This is a genomic window from Streptomyces sp. NPDC127117 (genome assembly GCF_042677325.1).
In the GTDB taxonomy this organism is placed as follows: domain Bacteria; phylum Actinomycetota; class Actinomycetes; order Streptomycetales; family Streptomycetaceae; genus Streptomyces.
The window spans coordinates 24,472-50,010 of record NZ_JBHXTM010000049.1 but is presented as its reverse complement, the minus strand read 5'-3'; the positions used below and the strand labels follow the sequence as shown (position 1 = coordinate 50,010).

At 71.1% G+C, this 25,539-nt stretch carries 22 protein-coding genes; 21 read left to right on the top strand and 1 reads right to left on the bottom strand.

Annotation, left to right across the window (positions count from 1 at the left end):
• The first annotated feature begins 141 nt into the window (after positions 1-141).
• The 21 genes from ACFVH0_RS31900 to ACFVH0_RS31800 all read left to right on the top strand — a co-directional run bounded on the left by ACFVH0_RS31900 (position 142) and on the right by ACFVH0_RS31800 (position 24,098).
• On the top strand, positions 142-954 hold the full coding sequence (locus tag ACFVH0_RS31900; protein ID WP_385825905.1) for a helix-turn-helix transcriptional regulator: 813 nt from the start codon (positions 142-144) through the stop codon (positions 952-954).
• An 84-nt stretch (positions 955-1,038) separates the two neighbouring features.
• Positions 1,039-1,560 (top strand): hypothetical protein, encoded by a 522-nt coding sequence (locus tag ACFVH0_RS31895; protein WP_385825903.1) that lies wholly within the window; start codon positions 1,039-1,041, stop codon positions 1,558-1,560.
• An 18-nt stretch (positions 1,561-1,578) separates the two neighbouring features.
• Positions 1,579-2,220: a class I SAM-dependent DNA methyltransferase gene (locus ACFVH0_RS31890; protein WP_385825901.1), complete on the top strand. Its 642-nt coding sequence runs from the start codon at positions 1,579-1,581 to the stop codon at positions 2,218-2,220.
• Positions 2,217-2,783: a hypothetical protein gene (locus ACFVH0_RS31885; RefSeq protein ID WP_385825899.1), complete on the top strand. Its 567-nt coding sequence runs from the start codon at positions 2,217-2,219 to the stop codon at positions 2,781-2,783. The genes ACFVH0_RS31890 and ACFVH0_RS31885 overlap by 4 nt, the downstream gene beginning before the upstream one ends.
• A gap of 33 nt (positions 2,784-2,816) precedes the next feature.
• Positions 2,817-4,118 carry a hypothetical protein gene (locus ACFVH0_RS31880; protein ID WP_385825897.1) on the top strand — a complete coding sequence of 434 codons (1,302 nt, stop codon included), beginning with the start codon at positions 2,817-2,819 and terminating at the stop codon, positions 4,116-4,118.
• Between the two features lie 4 nt (positions 4,119-4,122).
• Positions 4,123-5,406, top strand: coding sequence for a hypothetical protein (locus ACFVH0_RS31875; protein WP_385825895.1), 1,284 nt, complete (start codon positions 4,123-4,125; stop codon positions 5,404-5,406).
• A gap of 73 nt (positions 5,407-5,479) precedes the next feature.
• Positions 5,480-6,310, top strand: a complete 831-nt coding sequence (locus ACFVH0_RS31870; protein WP_385825893.1) for a TauD/TfdA family dioxygenase — start codon at positions 5,480-5,482, stop codon at positions 6,308-6,310.
• Complete coding sequence (locus tag ACFVH0_RS31865) at positions 6,307-6,996, top strand: hypothetical protein (protein ID WP_385825891.1); 690 nt, start codon at positions 6,307-6,309, stop codon at positions 6,994-6,996. Before ACFVH0_RS31870 ends, ACFVH0_RS31865 begins: the two co-directional genes overlap by 4 nt.
• Complete coding sequence (locus tag ACFVH0_RS31860) at positions 6,993-8,141, top strand: hypothetical protein (protein WP_385825889.1); 1,149 nt, start codon at positions 6,993-6,995, stop codon at positions 8,139-8,141. The genes ACFVH0_RS31865 and ACFVH0_RS31860 overlap by 4 nt, the downstream gene beginning before the upstream one ends.
• A complete protein-coding gene (locus ACFVH0_RS31855; protein ID WP_385825887.1) occupies positions 8,138-9,412 on the top strand; it encodes an aminotransferase class III-fold pyridoxal phosphate-dependent enzyme in 1,275 nt (424 codons plus the stop codon). Before ACFVH0_RS31860 ends, ACFVH0_RS31855 begins: the two co-directional genes overlap by 4 nt.
• A gap of 10 nt (positions 9,413-9,422) precedes the next feature.
• Entirely contained in the window at positions 9,423-10,793 is a 1,371-nt protein-coding gene (locus ACFVH0_RS31850; RefSeq protein WP_385825885.1) for a thymidine phosphorylase, read from the top strand.
• Positions 10,786-11,850 carry a phenazine antibiotic biosynthesis protein gene (locus tag ACFVH0_RS31845; protein WP_385825883.1) on the top strand — a complete coding sequence of 355 codons (1,065 nt, stop codon included), beginning with the start codon at positions 10,786-10,788 and terminating at the stop codon, positions 11,848-11,850. Before ACFVH0_RS31850 ends, ACFVH0_RS31845 begins: the two co-directional genes overlap by 8 nt.
• Entirely contained in the window at positions 11,850-13,325 is a 1,476-nt protein-coding gene (locus ACFVH0_RS31840; protein WP_385825881.1) for a carboxylesterase family protein, read from the top strand. The genes ACFVH0_RS31845 and ACFVH0_RS31840 overlap by 1 nt, the downstream gene beginning before the upstream one ends.
• Positions 13,326-13,345: 20 nt before the next feature.
• The gene (locus ACFVH0_RS31835; protein ID WP_385825879.1) at positions 13,346-17,110 is read left to right on the top strand and encodes an ABC transporter ATP-binding protein; all 3,765 of its coding nucleotides are present in this window, start codon (positions 13,346-13,348) and stop codon (positions 17,108-17,110) included.
• Entirely contained in the window at positions 17,107-18,141 is a 1,035-nt protein-coding gene (locus tag ACFVH0_RS31830) for a hypothetical protein (protein ID WP_385825878.1), read from the top strand. The genes ACFVH0_RS31835 and ACFVH0_RS31830 overlap by 4 nt, the downstream gene beginning before the upstream one ends.
• Positions 18,142-18,227: 86 nt before the next feature.
• Positions 18,228-18,416: a hypothetical protein gene (locus ACFVH0_RS31825; RefSeq protein ID WP_385825876.1), complete on the top strand. Its 189-nt coding sequence runs from the start codon at positions 18,228-18,230 to the stop codon at positions 18,414-18,416.
• Between the two features lie 18 nt (positions 18,417-18,434).
• Entirely contained in the window at positions 18,435-20,420 is a 1,986-nt protein-coding gene (locus ACFVH0_RS31820) for a hypothetical protein (RefSeq protein WP_385825874.1), read from the top strand.
• The gene (locus tag ACFVH0_RS31815; protein WP_385825872.1) at positions 20,417-21,442 is read left to right on the top strand and encodes a zinc-binding dehydrogenase; all 1,026 of its coding nucleotides are present in this window, start codon (positions 20,417-20,419) and stop codon (positions 21,440-21,442) included. The genes ACFVH0_RS31820 and ACFVH0_RS31815 overlap by 4 nt, the downstream gene beginning before the upstream one ends.
• Positions 21,439-22,656 carry a class I SAM-dependent methyltransferase gene (locus ACFVH0_RS31810; RefSeq protein WP_385825870.1) on the top strand — a complete coding sequence of 406 codons (1,218 nt, stop codon included), beginning with the start codon at positions 21,439-21,441 and terminating at the stop codon, positions 22,654-22,656. The genes ACFVH0_RS31815 and ACFVH0_RS31810 overlap by 4 nt, the downstream gene beginning before the upstream one ends.
• Positions 22,657-22,696: 40 nt before the next feature.
• Positions 22,697-23,239, top strand: coding sequence for a tunicamycin resistance protein (locus tag ACFVH0_RS31805; RefSeq protein ID WP_385825868.1), 543 nt, complete (start codon positions 22,697-22,699; stop codon positions 23,237-23,239).
• A 220-nt stretch (positions 23,240-23,459) separates the two neighbouring features.
• Positions 23,460-24,098 carry a hypothetical protein gene (locus tag ACFVH0_RS31800; protein WP_385825866.1) on the top strand — a complete coding sequence of 213 codons (639 nt, stop codon included), beginning with the start codon at positions 23,460-23,462 and terminating at the stop codon, positions 24,096-24,098.
• A 21-nt stretch (positions 24,099-24,119) separates the two neighbouring features.
• Here the strand turns inward: ACFVH0_RS31800 and ACFVH0_RS31795 are convergent, their stop codons facing one another.
• Entirely contained in the window at positions 24,120-25,334 is a 1,215-nt protein-coding gene (locus ACFVH0_RS31795; RefSeq protein ID WP_385825864.1) for a beta-ketoacyl-[acyl-carrier-protein] synthase family protein, read from the bottom strand.
• Positions 25,335-25,539: the final 205 nt, after the last annotated feature.

Here is a 25,539-nt window from a genome sequence, read left to right as displayed (position 1 = left end):
GGGCCGGCGGCTGGGGGCGCCACTGAACTCGGACACCAGGACCCGGCTCTCCGCGGCGTCCGTCCGACGCTGCAGACCACTGAACTGGGCAGCGTCACGGCGCACCGGATCACATTCCGAACGACTGGTTCCGCTCCCCATGTGCTGGAGGCCGGTACCGGGCGGCACGCCCTCGTGCTCAGTTCGCTCGGCGAGATCGGAGTGGCGCGTGCCGGGCGCGAACTCATCGTTCGGGACGCGGCGGTGGCGCTGTGCGATACCCGGCTTCCCCTGGGCATCAGCCCGACGCGACGGACCCGGACGGCCGAGGCGGTCGTGATGGTGTTCCCGGGCTCCGCGATGCCGACGGTTCCGCCGGACGTCGGCGCGCCGCAGCACAAGGTCCGTGACGCGGCCGGTTCCGGGCCGCTGCTCCGCTCGTTCCTGGTCGAGGCGGCAGGCCGGGCGACCGGGCTGGGTGCGCCCGAGCTGGCCCGGTTCGGTGATGCCGCCCTGCACCTGGCCGCGGCGGTGCTGGAGCGGCACTTCGTCGATGCCGGCGAAGTGTGTCCGCAGACCCAGCAGTACGAGCTGATAACGCGCATCCGCGGATTCATCGACCGCAATCTCGGCGACTGCGGTCTCACGCCGAGCCTGGTCGCCTCGGCGCATCACATCTCCATTCGCTATCTGCAACGGCTGTTCAAGACAGCGGGCAGCACGCCGTCGGAATGGATTCGGCAGCGGAGGCTGGAGAACAGCCGACGAGAACTCTGCGACGCGCGGCTGCGATCGGTTTCGGTCCGCGAGATCGGCCTGCGCAACGGCTTTACCCAGCCCTCCGACTTCAGCCGGGTATTCCGTGCCGAGTACGGAGTGCCGCCGGGCAGGTTTCGCGAAGACTGGTTCCGGCGGGACGCGATCAGCCAATCAGGTGGTCGCGTCACGGCAATGACAGATACTGCGGTGGTCTGAAAAATCAAGTAGAGGCAGGAAAGCGAGAAACCCGGTTCGCCATTGGCGGACTTGGCTGATCCGTTCCGCGGGAGGAGTCACGCCGTGACCGTGCTGACGTCCAGGACCGATCTCGACATCGACCCCGACAAGCTCCGCGAGTCGGTGGCAAGCCTGTTGGAAAAGCATCCGCTGGCCTTCGAGGGGACACGGCAGCTCGCACTCCAGCACCGGCCGGCGGCGACGGACCCGTGGTACGAGGGCTGCCTGCGGCAGTCGTTGATCTCCTCGGACTCCGACTTCACCGAGGTGCACGCCGAGCTGCAAGACAGCTACCTGGGCGAGGTGTTCGACCGGCTCCCGTTCAATCCCATCCGTACCAGGATCATGGCACTGGACCCGAAGCACTGCTATTCGGTGCACCGGGACATGACGCCGCGATATCACCTCGCGGTCACCACGAGCGAGCACGCGCGTTTCGTCTTCGTCGAGCACGACAAGGTCGTGAACGTCCCGGCCGACGGAAACCTCTACTACGTCGACACCCGGCATCTGCACAGTGCGTTCAACGGGGGCGACGACATGCGAATTCACATCGTTTTCGGCACGGACAACGAGCAGGAATAGCGGCCGGAGGAGTCGGGCGTGACGAATTTGGTGGCGCATTGGGACCACCGCGCCGGGAATTATGACGAAACACCGGGCAATTCGCTGTCGTCCGAGCAGGCGGAGGCCTGGAAGTCGATGCTCGCGGAGGCTTTTCCCACTCGTTCGGGAACGCTCCTCGACATCGGCTGCGGAACGGGCACCTACGCGTTGTTGTGCGCGGAGCTGGGTTTCGAAGTCCACGGTGTGGACACCTCGGAGCGGATGATCGCGCGGGCTCGGGAGAAGGCGCTCGGACGGCGAGGACCGGACGGCGGACCCGCCCCCAGGTTCTCGGTGCTCGACGCGCAGGACATCGACGGCCGGTACGACGCGGTGTTCTCCCGTAACGTGCTGTGGACCGTGGCGGACCTCGGCCGGCTGGCCGGGGCGGTGGCGGAGCACACGACACCGTCCGCCGTGTGGGTCGCCGTCGAGACGATGTGGGACGGCCGTCCGAACGGCGACTTCCGGAAGACGGGCAAGGAGCTGCCGGGGTTCGGCGGCTGGCACCCCAACGTCCTGCGCGACGTGTTCGCGCGGCACGGATTCGCCCGCACCACCTGGTCCAGCATCTCCAACCGGCCGGAGCTGGCGACCGCGGACAAGGACGTCCACGTACTGTTCCGGGCAAGCCGATGATCACCATCATCACGGGCCCCTGGGCGCTGTCGAGGATGGAGCTCGCACAGGCGGTCGCCGGTCGGCTCGGCGATGTCGATGCCGTGGACGTCGTCGACGGAGAGCAACTGGGCTTCGCCCTGATGCAGTTCCGTACCGACCTGCCGGAGAATTTCCAGGAGGCCCCTGTCTGGCAGGCGCTGTTCACGACGCTGTGCGTCCACACCGCCCGGCACGGCAACGGCTGCGTCCTGGCACCGATGAACATCCATTCGAGCGAGCGGCTGTCCCTCCTGCGCGCCGCCATCACGGGCCAGGGAGAAGCGGTCCGGGTCGTCGGCCTCCGGGCGCCCCGGGATTACTGCGAGCGGCTGGCCGACACCTTCTCGTTCTTCGAGCGGGATTCGGCGGACTACCACCGCGTACGGAACTGGCAGTTGGCACGGCTGGGCGAGTACCTGGAGTTCGTCGAGGACCCGCGGGCTCCGGTCGACCACTGGATCGATCTGCTGCCGGACGCGTCGTCGCAGTGGTTGGTCTCGTCGATCGCCCGGACGATGACGCCGCCACCGGCGAAGCGCTGAGTGGTGCTCATGACGATCCTTGTGGAGGAAGTCGTGACGGAGACACAGGACGCGGAGTGCGTGGTGGCGTACCGGCGTCTCCGGCAAGGGGTGTCCACATCGCGCCAGATCGGTTACGGCCGCAACATGTACCCGGCCGCTCCGGAGCTCGTGGCGCGGATTCGTGCCCTGATCACGGTGCTCTTCGAACAGCAGCGCATGACGGACTACTCGACCGGGTTCGACGGCTCCGACCGGCACCTGATCAGCGCGCTCACTGCGAAATGGCTGCGCCGTTCCGACATCGGGCCCGGCGATGTGTTCGTCATGTCCGGGTCGACGGAGGCGATCAGCGTGGTCACCGGGTATCTCGCCGGACGGGGGTACGAGTACGTGCTGCCGCTGCCCTGCTACTACGCCTTCGAACAGTCCGCCCGCCGTTGGGGCATGCCGGTCGCCGCCCACTACAACGGCGACGGTCAGCTGTACGGCACCCGGTCCGGCGCGCCCGAGGCCCTGGTCGACATCGTTCCCAACGGCGTGACCGGCCGGCGTTTCCGGTTGCCCGGCGGGGCCGGTGACGACTTCCGCATCCTCGATTCGGTGTTCCAGGTGTCCGCGGCGGCCGGCAAGGGGTCCGCGGTGGACGACCGGCATCTGCGCGAGGCCGTCCGGGACCTCGATCTCGGCCGGGGCTGCGTCATGCTCACCGCGAGCAAGGACCTGTCGGTCCCCGGACTGCGCGCGGGTTTGCTGATCACCAGGAATCCCGGCCTCAGACGGTATCTGGAGGCGGACCGGTTCGAGCGCTGCTACGCGCTGAACCCGTTGTCCACCGGTGTCGTCGCGCTGTACGTCGCCCTGATGTGCGCACGGGCGGCACAGCGCAAGGGCACCGCGGCGCCACGGCCTCCGCTGCTTCCCCCCGAGGTCGCATCGGGCCGGCCGGCCGCCGGCGACCCCCTCGCGGCGATGCTGTGGGAATCGCCGGTCGTCGACACCCTCGACCGGTACCTGCGCGGCATGGCTCGGCACTACGCGGCGGTCCTCACCGTCTACCGCAACCGGCTCGCGCCGCTCGGCATCGATCTCGACTCCCGGTATCCGGAGACCGGCTACTCCCTGTTCCTGCCGCTGCCGGTCCGGGTCGACGGACCGGAGGGCGCGGTCATGTGGTGCAACCGGATCGGCCGGGAGGCGGGGCTCAAGCTCAACCCGGCGGCGATCTTCGGGGGCAGCGACGAGCCGTGGGCGGTCCTGTACGACTGCACCCGCCCCTGGGTGCGGTTCAACTGTTCGGTCGCGGAGCCGGATGCGATCGGCACCGTGAGCATCCTCGAAACAGCGTTGAGGTGATGAGGTGACGGAGCGAACTGGCGGAAATACATCGGCGGGCGTCGACCCGCTGATGCTGGGCAGGGCGATAGCCGACGCCGACCGGCGGGCCGCGCACGCCCTCAACCTCGTACCCAGCGAGAACCGGATCTCGCCCCTGGCCTCGGTGCCACTGGGTTCCGACTTCTCCAACCGGTATTTCTTCAACACCGCGGGCGACCCCATGTTCTGGGAGTTCCGCGGCGGGGAGGACATCGCGCACATCGAGGCGCTGGGGGCCGGGGCGCTCCGGCGGATGGCCTCGGCGCGGTACTGCAACGTACGGCCGATCTCGGGGATGAGCGCGATGATCCTCACCGTCGCCGCCCTGTCCGCACCGGGCTCGACCGTGGTGAGCGTCGACCAGGACTCCGGCGGCCACTACGCCACCCCGGCGCTGCTCACCAGGCTCGGCCGGCGGTCCCGTCTGCTCCGCTGCGAGGACGGCCGGGTCGACGCCTCCCAGCTGGCGGACGCGCTCGCCCCCGGCGATGTGGACCTGGTGTACGTGGACGTGCAGAACTGCGTCAGGGTGCCGGACTTCGCGACGATGTCGGACGTGGTGCGGAGGGTGAGTCCGGCCACGCGGCTGTACGTGGACGCCAGCCACTACCTCGGCCTCGTCCTCGGCGGTCTCGTGGAGAACCCGCTGGCCTGCGGGGCCGACGCCTTCGGCGGATCGACCCACAAGTCGTTCCCCGGACCGCACAAGGGTGTGATCTTCACCGACGCCGAGGACATCGACGAGAGCCTGCGCTCCGCCCAGTTCGACCTGGTCAGCAGTCACCACTTCGCGGAGACCCTGGCACTGTCCCTGGCCGCGCTGGAGGTCGAGCACCGGATCGGGGACTACGCCCGGGCGACCAATGACAACGCGCGACGGCTCGCCGCCGCACTGGCCGACGCGGGGTTCCGGGTCCACGGCGACAGCCGCACCGGCTACACCGACACACACCAGGTGTGGGTGGCCCTGGAGGGCCCGGCAGAGGCGTACGCCCTGTCGAACAGGCTGGCCGAGGAGGGCATCCGGGTCAATCTCCAGTCGTCGATGCCGAGGATGCCCGGCGTGCACCTGCGCCTCGGTTCGAACGAGATCACCTTCGAGGGCGCCGGTCCGCAGGCGGTGGAGGAACTTGCCGCCGCCCTGGCCACGGCGCGGGAACGACCACTCGGACCGCGGACGGTGAGCAGGATCCGCGCCCGGTTCGGTCCGCCCTTCTACACCGATCCCGAGAAGCTGAGAGTGGAGGCCGGGCTGTGTACGTGCTGACCGGAAGGCCCTGCGGTGCCGGTGCCGGGGACGTGGCCGACCGGACCGTCTTCGACGTGCGGGAGCGCGTGGCATGCAACTGATGAGGTCGGACTACGCGGAACTGACCGCACACGGCCGCGGATACGTGACCGATCTGCTGGAGCCCGACAGGACGTACGACATGCTGGAGGCCTACGGCTTCGCGGTGACGCGGAGCCCGGCCGGGACCGTGTCGACGCAGGACGCACACCGGGAAATGGCGGTGATACGCGCCGACTTCGGCCTGGGGGAACCCTACGCCCCGCTGCTGTACCGCGACCGGAACGCGCCGCTCGTCACCGAGGTGACGCGGAAGGCCGACTCGGACCACCCGGCCTTCCACACCGGTGCGGCCCAGGGCTGGCACACCGACGGGCTCCTGGAGGACATCGGAGCCATCCGGACGACCCTGCTGTACTGCGTACGTCCGGCGCACGGAGGCGGCAGGACGTCCCTGCTCAACGCGGGACGGGTGTTCGACGAGTTGCGGACGGAGGATCCCGAGGCGGCCGAGGTCCTGTTGCGGGGCACGATCCTCGGCAGGCGGTCGACGATCCCCGGCGCGGTCCGCGAGGCCGTCGGTCCCGTGTTCGCCGAGCTCGGGGACGGCCACTACGCCACCCGGTACGGCGAAGGACAGGTCGAGCGCTGGTACCCGAAGGACGTCGCGGAACAGCGGTCCCTCGCACGCGCGCTGGGCTACTTCAGGGCCCGGCGGGACGACCCGGACGTCCGTATCGACCTGCTTCTCCAGGCCGGCCAGTGCCTGATCTTCCGCAACGACGTGCTGGCCCACGGCAGGGAGAACTTCACCGACGACCCGCGGTGCCCGCGTCTGCTGCTGCGCAGCCTGCACACCGACGCCCCGGGGCGCACGTCATGAGGGCCTCCGTCATCGTCCCGATGGCCGGGGAGGGGACGCGCTTCGGGGCCGCGTACCCGAAGGAACTCCACGCCGTGGGCCCGCACCGCACCGTGCTGCACTGCTGCCTCGAACCGCTGACCGCACTCGATCTGACGGGGGTGCGGATCGTCGGTGTCGTCGGCGCGGGCCGGGCCCGGTCCATGGATGTGATCGGGGCGGAACTGGGCGGACGCGGCGCGGAGGTGGTCTTCACCGTGCAGAACCCGCGGCGGCACGGACCGGGCCTGGGCGGTGCCGTCCGCTCCGGTCTCCCCTACTGCGAGGGGGTCACCGCCGTGGTGCTCCCCGACCAGATCTTCACCACCGAGGACCCGGACGACTTCGCGGAGGCGATGGACATGGCTCGGCGGCACGGCCGGTCGGCACTGGTCCACCGGACCACGGACCCCGAGGTCCTGCGCGCCGACGGCGCGGTGGCGCTCGACCGCAGGACCGGTCTCATCACGGCGTGCGAGGAGAAACCACAGCGGGGCCTCGACCGGTTCGACGGGCTGTGGGTGGTCCCGATGGTCTCCCCCGGCCACCGGGAGCTGCTGGCGACGGTGGCGAGCGACCCGGCGCGCGTCCTGTGCGGCGCGGCCTACGTCGAGGTCGGGAGCTACGTCAACGTGACGCGGCCGTCCGATGTGTGGGGTCTGCGATGACCGGCGTACTGATGGACTGCACGGGGCACCGCGTCGACTGGACGTCGCTCGGCGGAATCGGGCTGCGCGCGCGGGAACTCGCCGCGGAGATCGCGCGGGTCGCCGACGTCACGGTCTTCTCACCGGGATCGCTTCCCGAGCCGCTCGGTGCCGGGGTCCGGCTGGTGACCCGGGAGGCGGCGTGGGCCGGTGAACTGCGGCAGTGCGACATGGTCTATTCCTTCGACTCGCCGTCCCCCGAGCGGCTGTCGTCCGTGATCGACAGCGGCAGGCCGGTGATCGTGGAGAACACCCCGCCGCTCGAACACGCGCTGTACCCCTCGCTGGTACGGAACGCGGACCGCGAGAACGTGTACCGGAACACGGTGGAGGCGTACCGCCGCCAGTTGGCGAGCGGGGCGTTCTTCACCTGCCGGTCGGCCGTGGAGCGGGCGACGCTCGTGGCGAACCTCTGTGTCACCGGGCGGGTCACGGTGGAGGCGATGCGGGCGTCGGGGGCGCTCGACGGGCTGATCTCCACGATCCCCATCGGGTTCTCGGAGTCCGCCGCCGCGGCGGCACGGGGCGAACTGTCCCGAGCGGCCCCGGAGCGGACGTTCCGGGTGGTCTGGTCGGGCGGCCTGTGGGCGTATCTCGACCCGGTATTCGCCCTGGACACCGCGCGGATAGCCCGGAGCCGCGGGGTGCCCGTGGAGCTGGTGTTCCTGTACGGGCGCGAGAACGCCGACAACGCGGTGGTGCTGTCCACACTCCTCGACGCCGTCGAGGAGCACGGGTGCGGCGACTTCGTGACCGTGCGCCGGACCCCGCTCGGCCGGGCGGAGCACTTCCGGGTGCTGGCCGGTGCGTCCGCGCTGATCTGCGTCGGCCGGCGGGGCGTCGAGAACGACACCTGTGTGCGGCTGCGGGCCAGGGATTCGAGGCTGTTCGGCCTCCCCACCGTGCTCGACCGGCACGGCCCGACGTTCGACGAGTTGACCAGGGACGGGCTGGCCCACGGCGCGGACGACCCCGAGGAGGGCGCCGACGCCCTGGCGGCGATCCACCGGCGGCGCGGGGACCGCGCGCCCCTCGACTCGTACGCGTACCGCCGTACCGCGCGCGACCTGTGCGCATGGATCGAGAACGGGAAGGGGGAACGATGAGTTCCGGGGAAGAGACGGCATCGGCCCTTGGGCGTCCCTGGCGGGCTCCCCGCGACCACTCCGGGCCGGTGTTCGTCGCCGGGCGGGGCGCCTGGCTGGTCGACCGCGGCGGGCACCGGGTGATCGATGCGACATCGGGTGCCCTGAACGTGTTCTGCGGACACGGTGTCGAGCCGATCGTGGACGCCCATCTGGCACAGCTGAGGGTCCTCGCCCACGTCGACATGGCCCAGGGGCTCACCGAGCCCGCACACCGGCTCGCGGACGCGCTCCGGGACATCCGGGGACACGGCGGCGAGCGGTTCTTCTTCGCCAACAGCGGTTCGGAGGCGATCGAGCTCGCCATCGGGCTCTGCTCGCGGTACTGGGCCGCGGTCGACAGCCGGCGGACGGGCATCGTCACCTTCGAGCGCGGCTACCACGGCTCGACCGCGCTGTGCCAGTCGCTGTCCGGCCTGCCGCAGACCAGCAGCGCCCCGGGCAGGTCCGGGACGGGCGTCCACCATCTGACGTTCGGCGAGTTCACCGGCGCCGGGCAGCGGTCGGCGGCGGCGCGTGAGCACATCACCGCGCGGCTGCGGACGGTCCTGGCCGGTTCGGCGGCGGGCACGGTGCTCGTGGAGCCGTTCCTGAACGTCGGCGGCGGCATCCGGCTGCCCGAGGGGCTGCTCGGTGACATCCGCCGTGTCTGCGACGAGTACGGGGCACTGCTGGTGCTGGACGAGGTGTTCACCGGCGTCGGCCGGACCGGGGCGTGGTTCGCCCATGAGCACGCGGGCGTACGCCCCGATCTCACCGCTTTCAGCAAGGGCTTGACCAATGGTGTGTGCGCGTTGTCCGCCGTCGCGGCCGACCACCGTGTGCTCGACCGGCTTCCCGCCGGGAGCATCGTGCCGTACGGCCACACCATGTCGGCCTCGGCCGCCGCCTGCGCGGCGGCGGACGCGACGCTGGAGCACATGCGCCGGACCTGGGCCGTCGCCGCGGCCCGTGCGATCGGCGCCAGGCTGCTCGGCGCGCTGGAGCGGGAGCTGCTCGGTGCCGACGGTGTGGTCGATGTGCGCGGACACGGTCTGGCGCTGAGCGTCGAGCTGGACGGCGTGGAATGTGCCGGGAGCGTCCAGCGGGTGGTCTACGACCTCGGCGCCTACACACGGCAGCAGGGCAGCACGATCCTGCTCGCACCGCCCGCGTGCCTGAGCGGCGCGGAGGAGGACCGGCTCGTCGACCACATGGTCACCGGGGTCCGCAAAGTGGTCGCAGCACGATGAGGAGCCGACGATGACAGAGATGTTCGGCGTCGACGACGCCCTGGAGCACATCGAGCGGCTTCGCCACGGCGAGGCTCTGACCACGGAACGGGCGTCGGCCGTTCTCGGCCTCCACCGGACGGGCCGGCTGGCCGACTACCAGCTGTCCGCCTGGCTGGCGACCATCGCGGCGAGAGGACTGCGGTTCACCGAGACCGTGGCCCTGACCAGGGCATATCTCGGCCCGGACCGACGGGGGGCAAGGGTCCGCGGCGGCGGGCGGACCGTTGTGGACAAGCACAGCACAGGTGGCATCGGCGACAAGACGACGCTGGTGGTCGTGCCGCTGGTGGCCGCGCTCGGAGTCCGGGTCTGCAAGCTGAGCGGACGGGGGCTCGGCATCGCCGGGGGAACGATCGACAAGCTGGAGAGCGTGCCGGGGCTCCGGCTCGAATTCACCGGGGCGGAGCTGGCCGCGCGACTCGCCGCGGACGACGTCGTCATCGGGTCCTTCTCCGGTGAACTCGTGCCCGGTGACACCGCGACGTACGACCTGCGGTCGGTGAGCGGCTGTGTCCGGTCGGCGCCGCTGATCGCCGCGAGCATCGTCAGCAAGAAGGTGGCGGTCGGTGCCGACGCGGTCGTCTTCGACGTCAGGTACGGAGCCGGGGCGCTGGTTCCCGACCACGGGGCGGCGCACCGGCTGGCGGGGCTTCTGGTCCGGCTCGGCGGCGAGTTCGGCCTGCGCTGCCGGGCGGTGCTCAGCGACGGCTCCGTCCCTCTGGGCACGGCCGTCGGCAACGCGGCGGAGGTCGACGAGGCGGTCGGGCTCCTGCGCGGAAGCGGTGACCGCGGGCTGGCGGCGGAGTGCGAGGCCCTCGCCGTACAGATGGTCCGGGCGGCCGATCCGGACGAACCCGAGGACAGGATCCGGGACCGGCTGCGGGCGGCGATCGGCTCCGGGGCCGCGCTGTCGAGCTTCGTCCGGATGCTGACGGCGCAGGGCGGCGACACCGGGCCGGTGCTCGGCGGGGGCGGGTACTGGCGACCGGAGGCGCGGACGGCGGTGCTCGCGCGAAGGGCCGGTTGGGTCACCGACGTCTCGGCGCTGGGCATCGGACGGGCCTCGCTGAAGCTGGGGGCGGGCAAGGTGTTCGCGGACGACGTCATCGACCCGCACGCCGGGATCCGGCTCACCAGACAGTTGGGAGCGCGCGTGGCCGAGGGGGACGTCCTCGCCGAGGTGTTCCACCGCGACGGGCTCGACAGCGGGGAGGCGGTGGAGCTGGTGACGGGGGCCGTCCGGGTCGGCCCCCGGGAGAACTGCCGGGTACCGCGTGAGCCGGAGTCGGTGTCCGAAGCCGATGTCCACACGGACGGGACGGGGATGGTCCATGTCTGACGTGATCGCGACGCCCGCTTCCGAGCGGGAGCTGCGGGAGTACCTGTCCCGGATGCTGCGCTGGCATTTCGGCGAGGAGACCGGGTCACGGTTCTGGGTAGGACATCGCAGCGCACTGCCCTTCGACCCGGTCGCCGACATCCACACCTTCGACGACCTGCGCCGGTTCCCGTCCCGGGTGAACGAGCTGCGCGAGGTCCGGGTCGAGGATCTGGTCCCCCGGGGGCTGGCGGCGGAACCCCCGCCCTACGTGGTGGAGTCCGGCGGCACGACCGGCAGGCCGAAGCGCGCCGTCCTGTCGCGGACCCGGATCGAGCAGTTGGTCGACATGTACTGCGCGTACGTGCCGGAGGCCGAAGGGCACACCATGCTGTCGCTGTTCCCGACCGGCCCCCACCTCGCGGGGAACTGGCAGCGGCGGTGGGCGCGGCGGCTGCGCGTGCCCTACCTCCAGGTGGACATCGATCCGCGGTGGGTGAAGTCCGGGATCGGGGCCGAGGTGCGGCAGCGTTACGTGGAGCACGTCCTGGCCCAGGCCCGGGACGTACTGCGCACACAGCATGTCGGACATCTGCTGGTGACCCCTCCGCTGCTGCGCGCGTTGGCGCGGTCGGAGGAACTGGCGGAACGGGTGCGTGCCACGGTGCGGGTCATCACCTGGGGCGGGGCGCGCATGACGCGCGAGGAACTGTACGAGTACGCGCGACTGGTGTTCCCGGACGCCGCATTCGTCGCCACCTACGCGAGTTCGATCACCGGCACCCGGGCGCTGCTCAGGCGGTCGACGGCGTCCGACGACCTTCCGGTGTTCGACCCGGTCGGCCCCGAACTGTTCCTCCGTGTCGTCGCCCCGGACACGCGCAGGCCCGTGCCGTACGGGGCACGCGGCCAGGTGCTGATGCACACGGTCACGCGGGACATGTTCCTGCCGAACAACCTGGAACGGGATCTGGCCGTGCGCGTGTGCCGGGGCGAGGAGTGGCGGGGCGATTCGGTCGCGGACGTAGTACCGATGGCGGAGTTCGAGGGCAGCCGGGTAGTCGAGGGGATCTACTGATGGGGAACGGCCGGGAGGGGCAGAAGGTCCCCGTGGTGCGGGCGACCACCGCCGGCGAGGTCGGCGGGGTGCAGTTGCGGCCGTCCGGCTTCGCCCTGTGGCGGGGTGTCCCCTACGGAACGGTCCCGCCCGACGGCGGCCGGTTCGCCGTCCCGGTGCGGCCGCGTCCCTGGGACCGGGTGCGGCCGGCACTGCGTCACGGCAGCATGTCCTGGCAGCTCCCGCCCGTCTACGACCGGACATCCGGCAGCCTGCGGGATTTCGGTTTCGCGCGTGCCGCCGTCCCGGAGCAGGAGGACTGCCTGAACCTCAGTGTGTACACACCGGACCCCGGACGTGCGCGTCTTCCCGTTCTCGTCTGGTTCCACCCGGGCATGCAGGTCGCGGGGTCGGGAAACATGCCCGGCAGACACCCGGAGGTACTCAGCCGCAGCCACGGCGTCGTCGTGGTGACGATGAATTTCCGTCTGGGGTGCTGGGGTCACCTCTTCCTGGACGACCTGGTCGGGCGGGACACGGCGAACCTCCGACTGCGGGACCAACTCCTCGCCCTGGCCTGGGTGAAGGAGAACATCGCAGCCTTCGGCGGCGACGACACCAACGTCACCCTGTTCGGGGAGTCCGCGGGGGCGCACAACATCGGCTCCCTCCTGGGGTGCCGCGCCGCCGACGGGCTGTTCGAGCGGGCGGCGCTCTACAGCGGCGGCTGCGAGAACGTGGTGTCGCGGGACGAGGCCACCGGGTTCGCCCGGGAGTTCCTGGAATGCGCGGGCCTCCACGACGCCCCCGGGCGAGTCCTCTCCGTCCCGAACGTGCACCTGAAGGTGGCGCACGAACGCCTGCTCAGGCGGCACGAGATCGTGCACTACCGGGATGTCGTGGACGGCGTGCACCTGTCGCGTCCCCCGATCGAGGCCATCGGGGCGGGGGCGGCGGGCAAGGTCGACCTCCTGGTGTCCAACACGGCGAACGAGGCCGGTCTGTGGGATCGCCTGATGCCGGGCGGGGCGCGCGTGGTGGCGCGGGGCGCCGGGGCCGTGGCGGCCCGGTCGGCGCGGTACGGATCCGACCACGAGCGGTTCATCAACGAGGAGTTGTTCCTGCGCCCGTCGCACGACCTGCTGCGGACCAAGGCCACGTCGGGCAGCGGCCGGTGCTGGTACCAGGTGTACGACCACGTCCCCTCGGACCACGGCTTCGCCGACGCCGACCGCGCGTTGCACGGCATGGACCTCGCATCGCTGCTGCTCGATCTCTCCGCCCCCGGCGCCGCGTCGGAGGCGGACATCGTGGTGGCCCGCCATGTCCAGGGGGCGCTCGTGGACTTCGCCCGCGGGAGGGGCCCGTCGACCGGCGGTGTCCCCTGGCCGGTGTACGACGGCGCCGCGGGGAAGCTCGTCCGCATCGGCCGGGAGCCGCGGGTGGAGGCCGCCGAGTGGCCGCTGGACGACGACCGCACGGCAGCCGGCCGGTAGAGGATCGGGGGCGACGGGGAGTGCGTACGGAACTGCGGGCGTCGCCGTCGTGGACGACGCGGCTGATCAGGTCGTGGGCCGCCGAGCGGCCGGCGGCGGTCTGCGCCGTGGTGCTCGCGCTGGTCGGCGCCGGAATCGATCTCACCACGCCGCTGGTGATCGGCTCCGTGGTCGACGGGCTGGCCACCGGCCGGGCGGTCGCCCGCTGGGCGCTCGTCCTGCTCCTGGTCGCCGCCGTCCTCAGGTTCGTCGTCCAGTTCGGCCAGCGCGCGACCGCGAGCCGCTTGGCGACGCGGGTGCAGCACGAGCTGCGGGTGGCTCTGCTGGCGTCCCTGTGCCGCTACTCCGGTGAGCAGCAGGACGCGCTGCGGCGGGGCGAGGTGGTGTCGCGTTCGGTCACCGATCTGCAGGTGATCCAGGCGTTGTTGGCCCTGGCCCCGCAGGCGGCCGCGGCGGTGTGCCATGTCACGGTCCAGATCGTGGTCATGTTCGTGCTGTCCCCGGTGCTCGCGCTGGCGACGCTCGTCACCGTGCCGCTCGCGGGTGCGCTGGTGGTCCGTTCCAGGCGCCGGATCCACGCGGCCACCTGGCTGTCCCAGCAGGCCGCCGCCGACCTGACCTCGTTCACCGGCGAGGCCGTCGCCGGACTGCCCGTCACGAAGGTCTTCCAGCGGGAGGACCTGGTCGAGAGCCGCTTCCGGGCCCTGGCCTCCGCGCTGTTCGGGCGGCGCCGGCTCGTCGCCCGGCTGAACTCCGTGTTCACCCCCGTCCTGATCACCCTGCCGCAGTTCGCGCTCGTCCTGGTCATCGGAATCGGCGGGGCGATGACTCTGCGGGGCGATATCGGCGTCGGCACCTTCGTCGTGTTCGCCACGTACCTGCTCACCATGACCGGGCTGGTCCGGTTGCTGGCCGGGGTGGTCTCCGCGACCGCGCTCGCCCGTTCCTCCGCCGACCGTATCCACGCGGTCATCGACAGCGGCGGCCACGAGCCGGACACGGCCGACGACGGCTCCCGGGCGCGCCGCGGCGGCGGTCTCGGGGTGGTGCTGTCCGATGTCGGGCTGACGCTCGGGCCGGAGGCGCGCGACGTGCTGCGGGGCATGAGCCTGACGGTCGCGCCCGGGGAGTGCCTCGGTATCGCGGGCCGGGCCGGCGCCGGGAAGTCGGTCCTCGGGCTGCTGCTCCAGGGGCAGTACCGGCACACCTCGGGGCGGGTCGAACTCGTGGACCGTGCGGGCGGCTCCAGGGCGGCGGCTCCGGGCGACCCCGATGCCGTACTGGTGGCGCAGGAGCCGTTCCTGTTCTCCGGCACCATCAGGGACAACATCCTGCTGGGCCGGGATTTCCGCGGCGACCGGTACGCGTCGGCGGTCGACGACGCGGCTGTGGACACGATGCTCGGCCGCATGCCGGACGGGGACCGGACCCACGTCGGCGAGGGCGGGGCCCGGCTCTCCGGGGGCGAGCGGCAGCGGATCGCCCTCGCCAGGGCGCTGTACAACTCACCTGGCCTGTTGGTGCTCGACGACGCGACGTCCGCCCTGGACACCCTGACGGAGGCGCGGGTACTCGATGCCCTGCGGCGGCGGCTCCGGGACGGGTGCACCGTCGTCGTGACCGGCCGGCGGCGGGTGGTGCTGTCGCTCGCCGACCGGATCGCGGTCGTCGAGGGCGGGCGCGTGGTCGAGCACGGTGGCGCCACGGAGCTCATGCAGCGTTCCGTGCGGCTGAAGGCCCTGATGGGAGAGGAGACGGGGACACCGACACTGGGCGCCGACGAGATCGCGGGCGGCGAGCGGGGCGCGCGCGGGGTGCCGCCGGCGAACGGCGGGCCGGTTCGGGCGCGGGCCGGGTACCAGGGGGATCCGGCGGCGGCGCTCGGTGCGTACGCCGCCCGTCTGCCCGTGGTCGTGGACGAGCCCACGGAGTCGGATCTCGGGAGCGGGCGGCGGGACGGCCCGTTCGGCTTCGGGGAGGCGCTGCGGCCGGTCCGTCTGCCGGCCCTGGCGGCGGTCGTGTGCATCGGCGTCGAGGTCGTCGCCGCCGTGACGCTTCCGGCGGTGGCCCGGGCCGTTCTCGGGCGCTCGGCGGAGCGCGATGTGACGGCGGTCGGGGCGCTGTTCGCACTGGGTCTCGCGGTCACCGCGGTGAGCTGGGTCGCGGGGTGGGGAACGATCCGTACGACCACGCTGGTGTGCGACCGCGTGCTGTTCGCCGTACGACTGCGGTGCTTCCGTCACATTCAGCGCCTCCCGCTGTCCTATGTGGACCGGGTGCGGTCGGGAGGGCTGCTGACCCGGATGACGGCGGACATCGACTCGCTGTCCGCGTTCGTGCAGACGGGTCTGCTGTCCCTGGTCGTCAACCTGTTGCTGGTGCTCGGGGTCGGCCTGGTCGTGGTCTGGATCGCGCCGGGCCACTGGCCGGTCCTGGCGGGGGCGGGGTGTGTGGTGCTGGTCGGGACGGCGGTGTTCCAACACATTGTCTCCCGGTCGTACCCCAGGGCGAGGGAACTGCTCGCGGCGGTCAACGCCGACCTGCACGAGAAGGCACACGGCATCCGCACGGCGCAGATCTTCGGCTGCACCGGGCGGATCGTCGCGGAGTTCGCGGAGAAGTCGGCGGCGTACCGCGACGAGCGCCGGGCCGGGCAGCGTGCTGTGGCATGGTTCTTTCCCCTGGTGGCGCTGACGCTCGACATGGCGCTGATCTCTGTGCTGGCGTCGGACGGGCCGTCCGGGGCGGGTGTCCCCGGCAGCGGGACCGTCGCCGACGGTGGGACCGTCACCGCTCTCATCCTGTACCTCTCCATGCTGTACTACCCGATCCAGCAGATCGCGACGGTCTACGACAGTGCCCAGCAGGCCAGGGTGGGATTCCGGCGAGTCAACGGGCTGCTGTCGGAACCGACCGAGGAACCGACCGGGGAGCCGGTCGGGACGGCGGCCGACAAGGCGGTCGGGGAGCCGGTCGGGGAAGCGGTGGGTGGCGCACCGGCCGGCGCCTCGCGCGTCGGTAAGGACATCCGCTTCGACCGGGTCGGCTTCAAGTACCAGGAGGACGCCCCGTATTCGCTGCTGGACGTCGTCCTCGACATTCCGCCGGGGACGTCGCTCGCCGTCGTCGGCCCGACGGGCGCGGGCAAGTCGACCATCATCAAGCTGCTGGCACGGTTCTACCGCCCGCAGCTCGGGACGATCCGCGTCGGCGGCGTGGACGCCGACGCGATCCCACTGCGCGACTACCGGCTGCGGACCGCCATCGTGCCGCAGGAGGCGCATCTGTTCAGCGGATCCGTCGGCGAGAACATCGCGTTCGGGCGTCCCGGCGTGTCCCCCGCGGAGATCATGGAGATCGTCCGGTCGTTCGGCGTGTCCGAACTGATCGACTCCCTGCCCGGCGGACTGGACTACGACATCGGCCCTCGGGGAACCGCCCTGTCCGCCGGACAGCGGCAGGTGGTCGCCGTACTGAGGGCGCTCGTGTCGTCCCCCGAACTCCTGCTGCTGGACGAGGCCACCGGAGCACTGGACCTGGAATCGGAGCGCAGCGTTGTCAACGCCCTGCGCGGTGACCGGAGCGGGCGCAAGACCGTCCTGGTCGCCCATCGGCTGGCCACCGCCGCGCAGGCGGACGTCATCGCAGTGGTCGAGCGGGGCCGCCTGCTTGAGGTCGGCGGGCACGAGTCGCTGCTGGGATCGGGCGGGCTGTACGCGGAGCTGTGGGCCGCCTCCGGACACGACGGAACAACGATCGACCTAGGACGAGGAGGCAGGGCGTGAAGTCACTGACCTGTGGTGAGGGGTTCCGGTTCAACGGGGCGGTGTCGTTGCAGCGGGGCGAGGACTGGGTGGCACCGTGGCGGGTGCCCTTCGACCGGGCCCGGTTGTACTTCCCGGAAGGCGGCATCGGACGGGCGGGGATGCCGTCCGGGGTGGCCATCGTACTGATGACGGATGCGGAGCACATCGAGCTGGACTACCTGTGCTCGCGGTGCCCGGACAACATCGTCGAACTCGCCGAGGACATCGAGCAGTTGGAGTCCGTCGATGTGGTGGTGGACGGGCGCCGCATCGGTCGGCGCGCGTTGTCGGCCTCCAAGCGGAAGGAGACCCTGCGACTCGGCCTCGGGAGCGGGAGCGGCGGGGTCCGGCCGGTCGAGCTCTGGCTGCCGCTCTATGCCCAGTTCCGCCTGATCGGTCTGCGCATCGACGAGGACGCTACGGCGTCCGTGCCGGCCCCGAACCCGAGGCGGTGGGTGCACTACGGCGGTTCGCTGTCGCAGGGGATGGGTGCGGACTCGCCTCTGAGCAGCTACGTCCAGTCGAGCCGGTGGCGCGACGATCTCGACCTGGTGTCGGTGGCCCGGGGCAAGGGCACCCACCTGGAACCGGTGTTCGCGGATCTGATCGCCGAACTTCGGCCGCGCTACCTGACCATGGCGGTCGGCGGCATGGTCTATCTCACCGGATCGCTGAACCGGTACACGTACCTCACGAACATGCTCGGGTTCGTGAAACGCGTCATCGACGCCGTGCCCGAATGCGAAGTGGTCGTACTCATGCCACCGGCGAGTCCTCGGTATCGCGACCGCAGGGGTCCGGGCGGGCTGACCGTCACGGAGTGGGTGAAGGTGCACGACGCCACCGTGAAGTCGGTCATGGAGTGGGGCGACAACAGGGTCCACCACGTGCGCCAGTGGCCGGACGTCGACGAGTCCGATTTCCTCGCCGACGGCATCCACCTGGCATCGGAAGCACACCGCCGGTACGGGGAGTACCTGGCGGAGCGGATCCGCGCACTCGTGGGGTAGCGCTCGTCGATCCCGTGACGGGCGAGCGGGGCAATCAGGCACGACAACAGGCAAAGGGCGGCATCCGCCCGATGAGGAGGAACGCTGTGAAGGACGCCGAGCAGGCACACGACGACGAGCGGCACGACCCGATCCGGCCGGACGGGCCGACCGGCCCGGCCGAACCCACGGGTACCGCCGCCGAGGACGACCCCGACTGGTTCGACGACGTACCGGACGAGAACGTCGGGGCGGTGCTCTCACTGGACGAACTGGCCCCGCACCCGGGGATCTAGAGACCACGGAGGAGTGTTGTGGGGCCTTCGCACCGAGCCGCCGACCGGGCCGCCACCGGCCCGGCCGACGAGCGGCAGCAGGAAGTGCTGGACTGGTACGCGTCCCGGTCGGGCGGGCGTGGCGCCGAACAGGCGTGGCCCGAGGGCGCGGTGGTCGTCATGGGCCGTGATCTTCTTCCGCGCGATGCCGACCTGGCCGCCATGGGATGCCGTGTGGCCGCCCGGATCTCGCCCGACGACTGGCGGCGGGGCTCCGCCGAGCGGTCGGTCCCGTCATCGGCGGAGTACGTCCTTGTGGTCGTCGCCCGGCAGCGGTTCGATCTCCGGCTCGCCGGGGACATCGTGGACTTCGGGCGCCGGACCGGCCTCCCGGTGGGCGTGTTGCCGGCACGCTCCACCGGGGAACTGGGCTTCATGCTCCGGCGCATGGCGCTGGCCAGACGGACACGGGCCGGGAAGCACGTCCTCGTCGATGCCGCCGACTCGTCGTCCGTCGTGGGTGATGCGGCGGAGTTCGCCGACCCCGGTGCGGCGGGCGTGCACAGCGTCTCCGTGTACGGCCACGGCAATGAATCACACGTGAAGATCGGCGACAGGTTCGTCTGCGCGCACAGTGCGAGCGGCTTCCCCGCGCAGGACTGCGAGTGCGCTCAGCACGGTCTCAGACTGTGCAGGCTCGACGACATCCGCTGCGTATGGATCCATCTGGGATCGTGCGGCGCACTGGTCCCGGACTGGCGACGCAGTCTGCCCGCGACCAACTTCGTTGATTCCTTCGCGAGTTCCTATGCGGCGACGCTGTGCGGGTCGCTCCACCGCATGCCGACGTCGCGCCGGGCGATCGTGGGCCACGAGCTGGAGCAGCTCGACGGGGCCGCGCCGGGCGGGGCCGACCGGTCGGCAGGGACACTGTGTCTGGGCGATCCGGTCCTGCTGCGGCACGGCCACGGCATTCCGGACCGGAAGGCGGCCGTCGCGTCGCTGGCCGACGAACTCAAGGGCATCGAGGCGGGGTTGGCGCGTCTTTCCGAGGACAGGGAGCGGCTGCTGGCGCTGACGCGCACGGTCGACGACGCGCGTGGCATGGTCGTCTCCCTGCGTCTGACGGGAGGCCCTGCCGCGCACGGGGCGCTGGACGCCTGCGCCCGCGGGATCGACAGCGCCTCGGGCTGGGCGGTACGGGCCGCCGCGGTGCTGTCGGCGGCGAATGAACGGACGCTGTACGGCGATACCGTCCGGGCCGACTTCACCCGCTGCGTCGCCAGGGTGGAGGGCCTCGCCGAACGGTTCGAGCGGGAGTTGGCCTCCTGCGTGGCGAGCGTGCCCGCGATCGGGGCCCGGGCCGTCGAGCGCGCCATGAAGGCCGGGCTGCTCTTCGGGCCCACGGGATCACAGGTGCTGTGCGCCTGCCGGGTGTGCGGGCTCCCGGTCCGCGTGGGCACGGCCCGGGGGGCGGCGGACGACCGGGAGTGCTTCTGGGCGCGGTGCGACGTCTGCGGACACCTGGCGAGGTCGTCGGACGGGGAGTGGTTCCCGCTGATCACCGTGGCGGAGCCGGGGGTGGTCGGTGTGCGGCTCTTCGGTGGCACGCGGCCCTCCGGCGGCCCAGGACTCCACGACGGTGCGCGGCCCTCCGGCGGCTCGGAACTCCGTGACGGTACGCGGCCCGCCGCCGGCTCGGAACTCCGTGACGGTACGCGGCCCGCCGGTGGTACGCGCCCGCTCCCGTCCGCGCGGGTGGTCGTCGACATCGACGACGGCGGGGGCCTGCACACCAGGAGCGTGCACAGCATCGCGGCAGGTGACGAGGTGCGCGTGCGCTGCGATACGGGCGGTTCCGGGCCCTCCCTGCGGGTTCGGGCGCTGGTGCTGTCCGGATTCGCGATGTGGTTCGCGCGGGCGACCGTACCGTCGGCCGAGCTGCTCGGCTCTCCGTCCCACCGACGCGAAGGAAGTCATATGCGTGGTAACGCTGTCGGACAGTCCAGGGACGAGGACTCATGAAGGCCGTGTTCGCAACCGCCCCCGATCCCGACGACCCGTTGTCCGCTGTCGTCGTCGGGCACCGCCCCGATCCCGAGGTGCCTGCGGGCTGGGTGCGGGTGGAGGTCCGGGCGGCCTCCCTGAACCACAAGGACCTCTGGACGCTGCGCGGCGTCGGGATCAACCATGACCAGTACCCGCGCATCCTGGGCTGCGAAGCGGCGGGGCAACGGCCGGACGGGGCGAGAGTGGTGCTGTATCCGCTTCTCGATTGTCCTCCGGGCATGAGTGACGAGACGCTGGCGATGCCCGCGGCGCAGCTCGTCGGTGCCCGGCCGGGCACTCTCGCCGAGTACGTCGCCGCTCCCCCGGGGAGCCTGCTGCCGGTCCCGGACCACCTGTCCTGGGAGGAGGCGGCGTGCCTGGTGTGCACCTGGCTTCCCGCGTACCGGATGCTGTTCACGAAGGCGGGGCTGCGTCCCGGGGACACCGTACTCGTCCAGGGCGCCGCGGGCGGGCTGTCCACCGCGCTGATCAGCCTGGCCTCGGCGAGCGGCGTGCGCACCTGGGTCACCGGCCGGTCCGCCGACAAGCGGGCCCTGGCCCGCCGACTGGGGGCGAGCGCCACGTACGAACCGGGGGCCGAACTGCCCGGACCGGTCGACGCGGTGATCGACAGTGTGGGCAGGGAGACGTGGACGCACACGCTGCGCAGTGTCCGGCACGGCGGCACCGTGGTGGTCGCGGGCGCGACGACGGGTGATGTGCCGCCTGCCCGGCTGCACCGGATCTACTTCCACCAGATCAACGTCGTCGGCTCCTTCAGCGGGACGAGGGAGGAGTACGGGCGGATGCTGACGTTGATGCGTACGACCGGCATCAGACCGCTGGTGGACGATGTGCTGCCGGCGCAGGAGGCACGCGCGGCGCTCAAACGGCTCGCGGACGGCGATGTACGTGGCAATCTCGTCCTCACCTGGCCGGATTGCACCGGACCGGCAGCCGGGCCGAAGGCATCGCCCGACGGGCGGACCGGCCGGTGAGCGCCGCGATCGATGTGGTGCGCGAGGCCGGCGACAGCGTTGCCGTTCCACCGTGCGACAGCCGGTTCCATTACGTTCCGCCGTGGCGGGCCGCGACGCTGGGGTCGCTGACGGAGCGGGTCCTGCCCCCGGTCGCCGACGTGGCGGCGCGTTACTCGGCCGCCCGGCCGGACGAACCGATCACCGCCGACGAGACGGCGGCGCTGATCGCCGCGTGCACGTACGTACGACTGCGGGGCGGGGACGACGGCTGCACCCTCGCTTTCGGTGGCCTGCCCCCGGAGCTGGCAGGGCACGCCCGGTCCGAGCGGATGACGGTGCGGGCGGCTCTGGAGTGCGTCGGCTGGTTCGACGCCAATCAGCGTTTCCTCACCGGCGTACACATCGCGGTGGACGGGCCCGCCGGGGCACGGTCTCCCGACGGCGCGCTCTACGGACCGGAGCTGGCACGGCGGTACGCCCCGGCGCGGCAGGTGACGGTGCGGTTCAACGATGTGCTGCGCGGTTTCGCCGAGGACTTCCTCCGCTCGCGCCGCGTCCTGGAACTGGGCACGGGCACCGGCAGGCTCGCACGTAATGTCGCGCCCTTCGTGGGCTCCTACACCGGGATCGAGGCATCGCGCGCGATGATCGACGCGGGGCGCCGGGACGGCCTGGACGTGCGGCACGGCGACATGATGGCGATGCCGTTCGCCACGGGCTCGTTCGATGCGGTCGTCGAGCACGAGAGCATCGACTTCTGCACGGAGCCGTTACTGGCGGCCACCGAGGTCGAACGCGTACTGGCTCTGGGCGGCCGGTTCTACCGCGTCGAGCTGGAGACCGCGCCCGCCGCCGGGATCGGCCGGCTGCAGGGGGCGATCACCGCACGGCTGGCGGACATGTCCGGCGGGGTCTTCCCGTACTGGACCAAAGGGCAGCGGCAGCGTCTGCACAGGTGGCTGTTGTGGCGGGGCTTCGTGCACCGCAGGATCGAGCTCGCGCGATGGGACGAGACCCGGACGCTGCGGGACTGGTTGCAGGGGCTGGTGAACGCGAGCTATCCGTCCTTCTCCGGCATCGACGAGCGGGCGGCATTGTCCGTCTGTGTGGAGCTGGCGGGGGCGGCCTCCATGGGGGATCTCGACACGCGGTGGACGGGACGCGTCGGCATGATTCTGCACGAGTACGAGTGCGTCGACCGGTGCTGTCCCGGACACCGCCCCCGTCCCTGACCGCCCGAACCGAACGCGCCGAAAGCCAGGACGGAGAGAGATGCTGGTATGGATCAACGGCCCTTTCGGGGCCGGCAAGTCGAGCGTCACCGACGAGCTGACACGGATCGTCGACAGGATCATCGTCTTCGACCCGGAAGAGGCCGGCTTCCATCTCCGGGCCTGGGTGCCGATGCCGGAGTCAGGGGACTTCCAGGATCTGGCGTGTTGGCGCGATGTCGTGGCGCAGTCATGCGCGGCGTTCGTGCGGCACTACCCGGATCGCCTTCTCGTCGTCCCGATGACCGTGGTGAACGACGCCTATCGGCGGGAGATCTTCGACATCATCCGGAAGGACACCGGTGACGTCCTGCACGTCTGGCTGTCGGCCGGCAGGGAACTCCTCGCACGACGCATCACCGACCAGGTCGTACACCCGGACGATCCGGTGCGGGACGCCGAGGTCAGGAGGTGGCGGCTCGCGCAGATCGACAGCGCGATGGCCTGCGAGGAGCGGCTGGGGGCGGACACCGTCGTCCTGTTGACGGACGACGCGAGCCCCCGGCAACTGGCCGAACGGATTCTCACCGAGGTGAACGGATGAGACACACGACTGGCGGACAGGATCCGTATCGGTCCGGCTGAGTACCCGGCGATCACCTGTCCGATATGGGAGGATCAGCCGCTGTGAGGACGCTTCCCCTTCAGTCCACCGCACCCATCGGACCTGGTCTGCCGGTACCGCTCATCCTCCGGGCAGCCCACCACCGCACGCATGCCCCGGCCGCACACCGGGCTCCGGCCCGCCCTCCGTTCCGCACCCGATGACTGCCGAAGGCGCCGCGCGTGCGGTCGACGCGACGCGATTGCCCGAGGACGTCATGGCACGCATCGACGCCCTCGCCCCCGGAGAGGATCTGGTGATCACCCGGGGCGGCGAACCTGTCGCGAGGATCTCCGGCGTCTCCGGCGCAGTCGTCATCGGCACCGTCATCGATCCGGTCGCACCGAGCGCGGCGGACGAGGAGCCGTCGGCCGCCGACAAGGGTGTCACGGTCGTCGTGACGGCGATGAAGCTGTCGGATTCGGCCCGCACCTCGCTCTCGGACCAACTCGGCGCGGACTACATCGTGCTCGACATGCACGCGGCCCCCGGATCGGCCGATGTCCTGCTGGTGCCGCCGGTCAGCCCGCAGCTGATCGGGAGCCTGCGCTCGGCGTTCCCCAGGGCCCGGGTCGTCGTCGCCGAGATCGAGGACGACGAACTCGGCGTCAGCTACCAGGGGCCCGTCCGCCGCCTGCTCGACGCGGGCGCCGAGGTGTACCTGCCCCCGGTAACCGTCCCCCAGCTGGCGAAGCGACTCGACCAGACCCTCACCCACCACCGGAGCCGACTCCTCGCCGGCTCCCCCGCCCCGGAGATCGAACCACACCATGAGACGCCGGATTCCCGGGGCGCCTGAACTCGTATCAAGGTCTCGTGGTCACTTGGTGAAGACGAGACTGACGTTGTGTCCGCCGAACCCGAACGAGTTGGCCAGCGCGGCGGACCACTGCCCGGTGCGCCGCTCACCGCGCACCACGTCCAGTTCCACGCGCGGGTCGAGTTCGTCGAGATTGCGTGTGGCCGGCACCGTGCCGTTCTTGAGCGCGAACAGAGCGGCCATGGCGCCAACCGTCCCGGACGCGCCCATCATGTGACCGGTCATCGACTTCGTCGCCGTCACCGCCGTGTGGCTGCCGATCACTCGGCCGATCGCCTCGGCCTCCGCCAGATCACCGGACTCGGTCGAGGTGGCATGGGCGTGCACGACCCCGATGTCCCCCGGGGCCAGGCCGGCGTCGCGCAGGGCCAGTTCCATGGCGAAGGCCTGGCCTTCCGCGTCGGAGGCCGTGATGTGGTTCGCGCTCGAACTCACGGCGCTGCCGGCCAGCGTGCCGTAGGCACGTGCTCCACGGGCCCGGGCGAACTCGGCGCGTTCGAGCACCATCATTCCCGCGCCCTCGCCCATGACGAACCCGGACCGCTCGATGTCGAACGGGCGGGACACGGTCTCCGGGTCCACGGACCGCGTCGAAAGGGCCTTCATCTGGGCGAATGCCGCGATGGTGAAGGGGTGCAGGCATGCCTCCACCCCACCCGCGACGACCACGTCCGCCCGCCCGCTGCTGATCAGGTCCTGCCCCAGGGCAAGGGCCTCCGCCCCGGACGCACAGGCACTCACCGGAGTCCTGGCGCCTCCCTTCGCGCCCAGATCCATGCTCACCCGGGCAGCCGGCCCGTTGGGCATCAGCATGGGGACCGCGAACGGCGACAGCCGGCGGATCCCGGCGCGTTCGAAGATGTCGTCCTGCCCGAGTGTGGTCAGGACACCACCGGTTCCGGTACCGATGACGACGGCGAGTCGTTCCGGCTCGGTCTGCGGGGCACCGGCGTCCTGCCAGGCTTCGCGCGCACTGAGGATGGCGACCTGCTCGCCGCGGTCCAGCTTCCTGGCCTCGGTCCTCGGCAGCAGGGAAGCAGGGTCCACCGTGAGCCCGGCCGCAACGTGCACGGGCAGGTCCGCGGCCCACTCCTCCTCAAGAAAATGCACCCCCGACTTTCCGTCCAGCAGCCCCGCCCACGATGACGGCGCATCGGCTCCCAGTGGCGTCATCGCACCGACGCCCGTCACCAGCACGCAACCGTTACGGGTCACACCAGCCTCCTTGAATTGTAAAGATGCTACATAGCGCTCGACTTGCCCCATAGGGATCATGCCAGCGCCCAGAGGGAAATTCAGGGTAGGAGCAGACCGATTCGCGAGCGAGAGATTGTTCTGTATAAACAATTCATGGAGGGACTCGCCGCGTCGTGGAAACTGACGGCCGGCCACCGGTCGGGGTATCGGCACGGCATGGGGT

Coding starts and splice junctions, on each gene's coding strand:
- ACFVH0_RS31840 (WP_385825881.1), top strand. CDS start 11,850: ATGGGGAACGGCCGGGAGGGGCAGAAGGTCCCCGTGGTGCGGGCGACC.
- ACFVH0_RS31885 (WP_385825899.1), top strand. CDS start 2,217: ATGATCACCATCATCACGGGCCCCTGGGCGCTGTCGAGGATGGAGCTC.
- ACFVH0_RS31805 (WP_385825868.1), top strand. CDS start 22,697: ATGCTGGTATGGATCAACGGCCCTTTCGGGGCCGGCAAGTCGAGCGTC.
- ACFVH0_RS31850 (WP_385825885.1), top strand. CDS start 9,423: ATGACAGAGATGTTCGGCGTCGACGACGCCCTGGAGCACATCGAGCGG.
- ACFVH0_RS31855 (WP_385825887.1), top strand. CDS start 8,138: ATGAGTTCCGGGGAAGAGACGGCATCGGCCCTTGGGCGTCCCTGGCGG.
- ACFVH0_RS31815 (WP_385825872.1), top strand. CDS start 20,417: ATGAAGGCCGTGTTCGCAACCGCCCCCGATCCCGACGACCCGTTGTCC.
- ACFVH0_RS31865 (WP_385825891.1), top strand. CDS start 6,307: ATGAGGGCCTCCGTCATCGTCCCGATGGCCGGGGAGGGGACGCGCTTC.
- ACFVH0_RS31870 (WP_385825893.1), top strand. CDS start 5,480: ATGCAACTGATGAGGTCGGACTACGCGGAACTGACCGCACACGGCCGC.
- ACFVH0_RS31845 (WP_385825883.1), top strand. CDS start 10,786: ATGTCTGACGTGATCGCGACGCCCGCTTCCGAGCGGGAGCTGCGGGAG.
- ACFVH0_RS31860 (WP_385825889.1), top strand. CDS start 6,993: ATGACCGGCGTACTGATGGACTGCACGGGGCACCGCGTCGACTGGACG.
- ACFVH0_RS31800 (WP_385825866.1), top strand. CDS start 23,460: ATGACTGCCGAAGGCGCCGCGCGTGCGGTCGACGCGACGCGATTGCCC.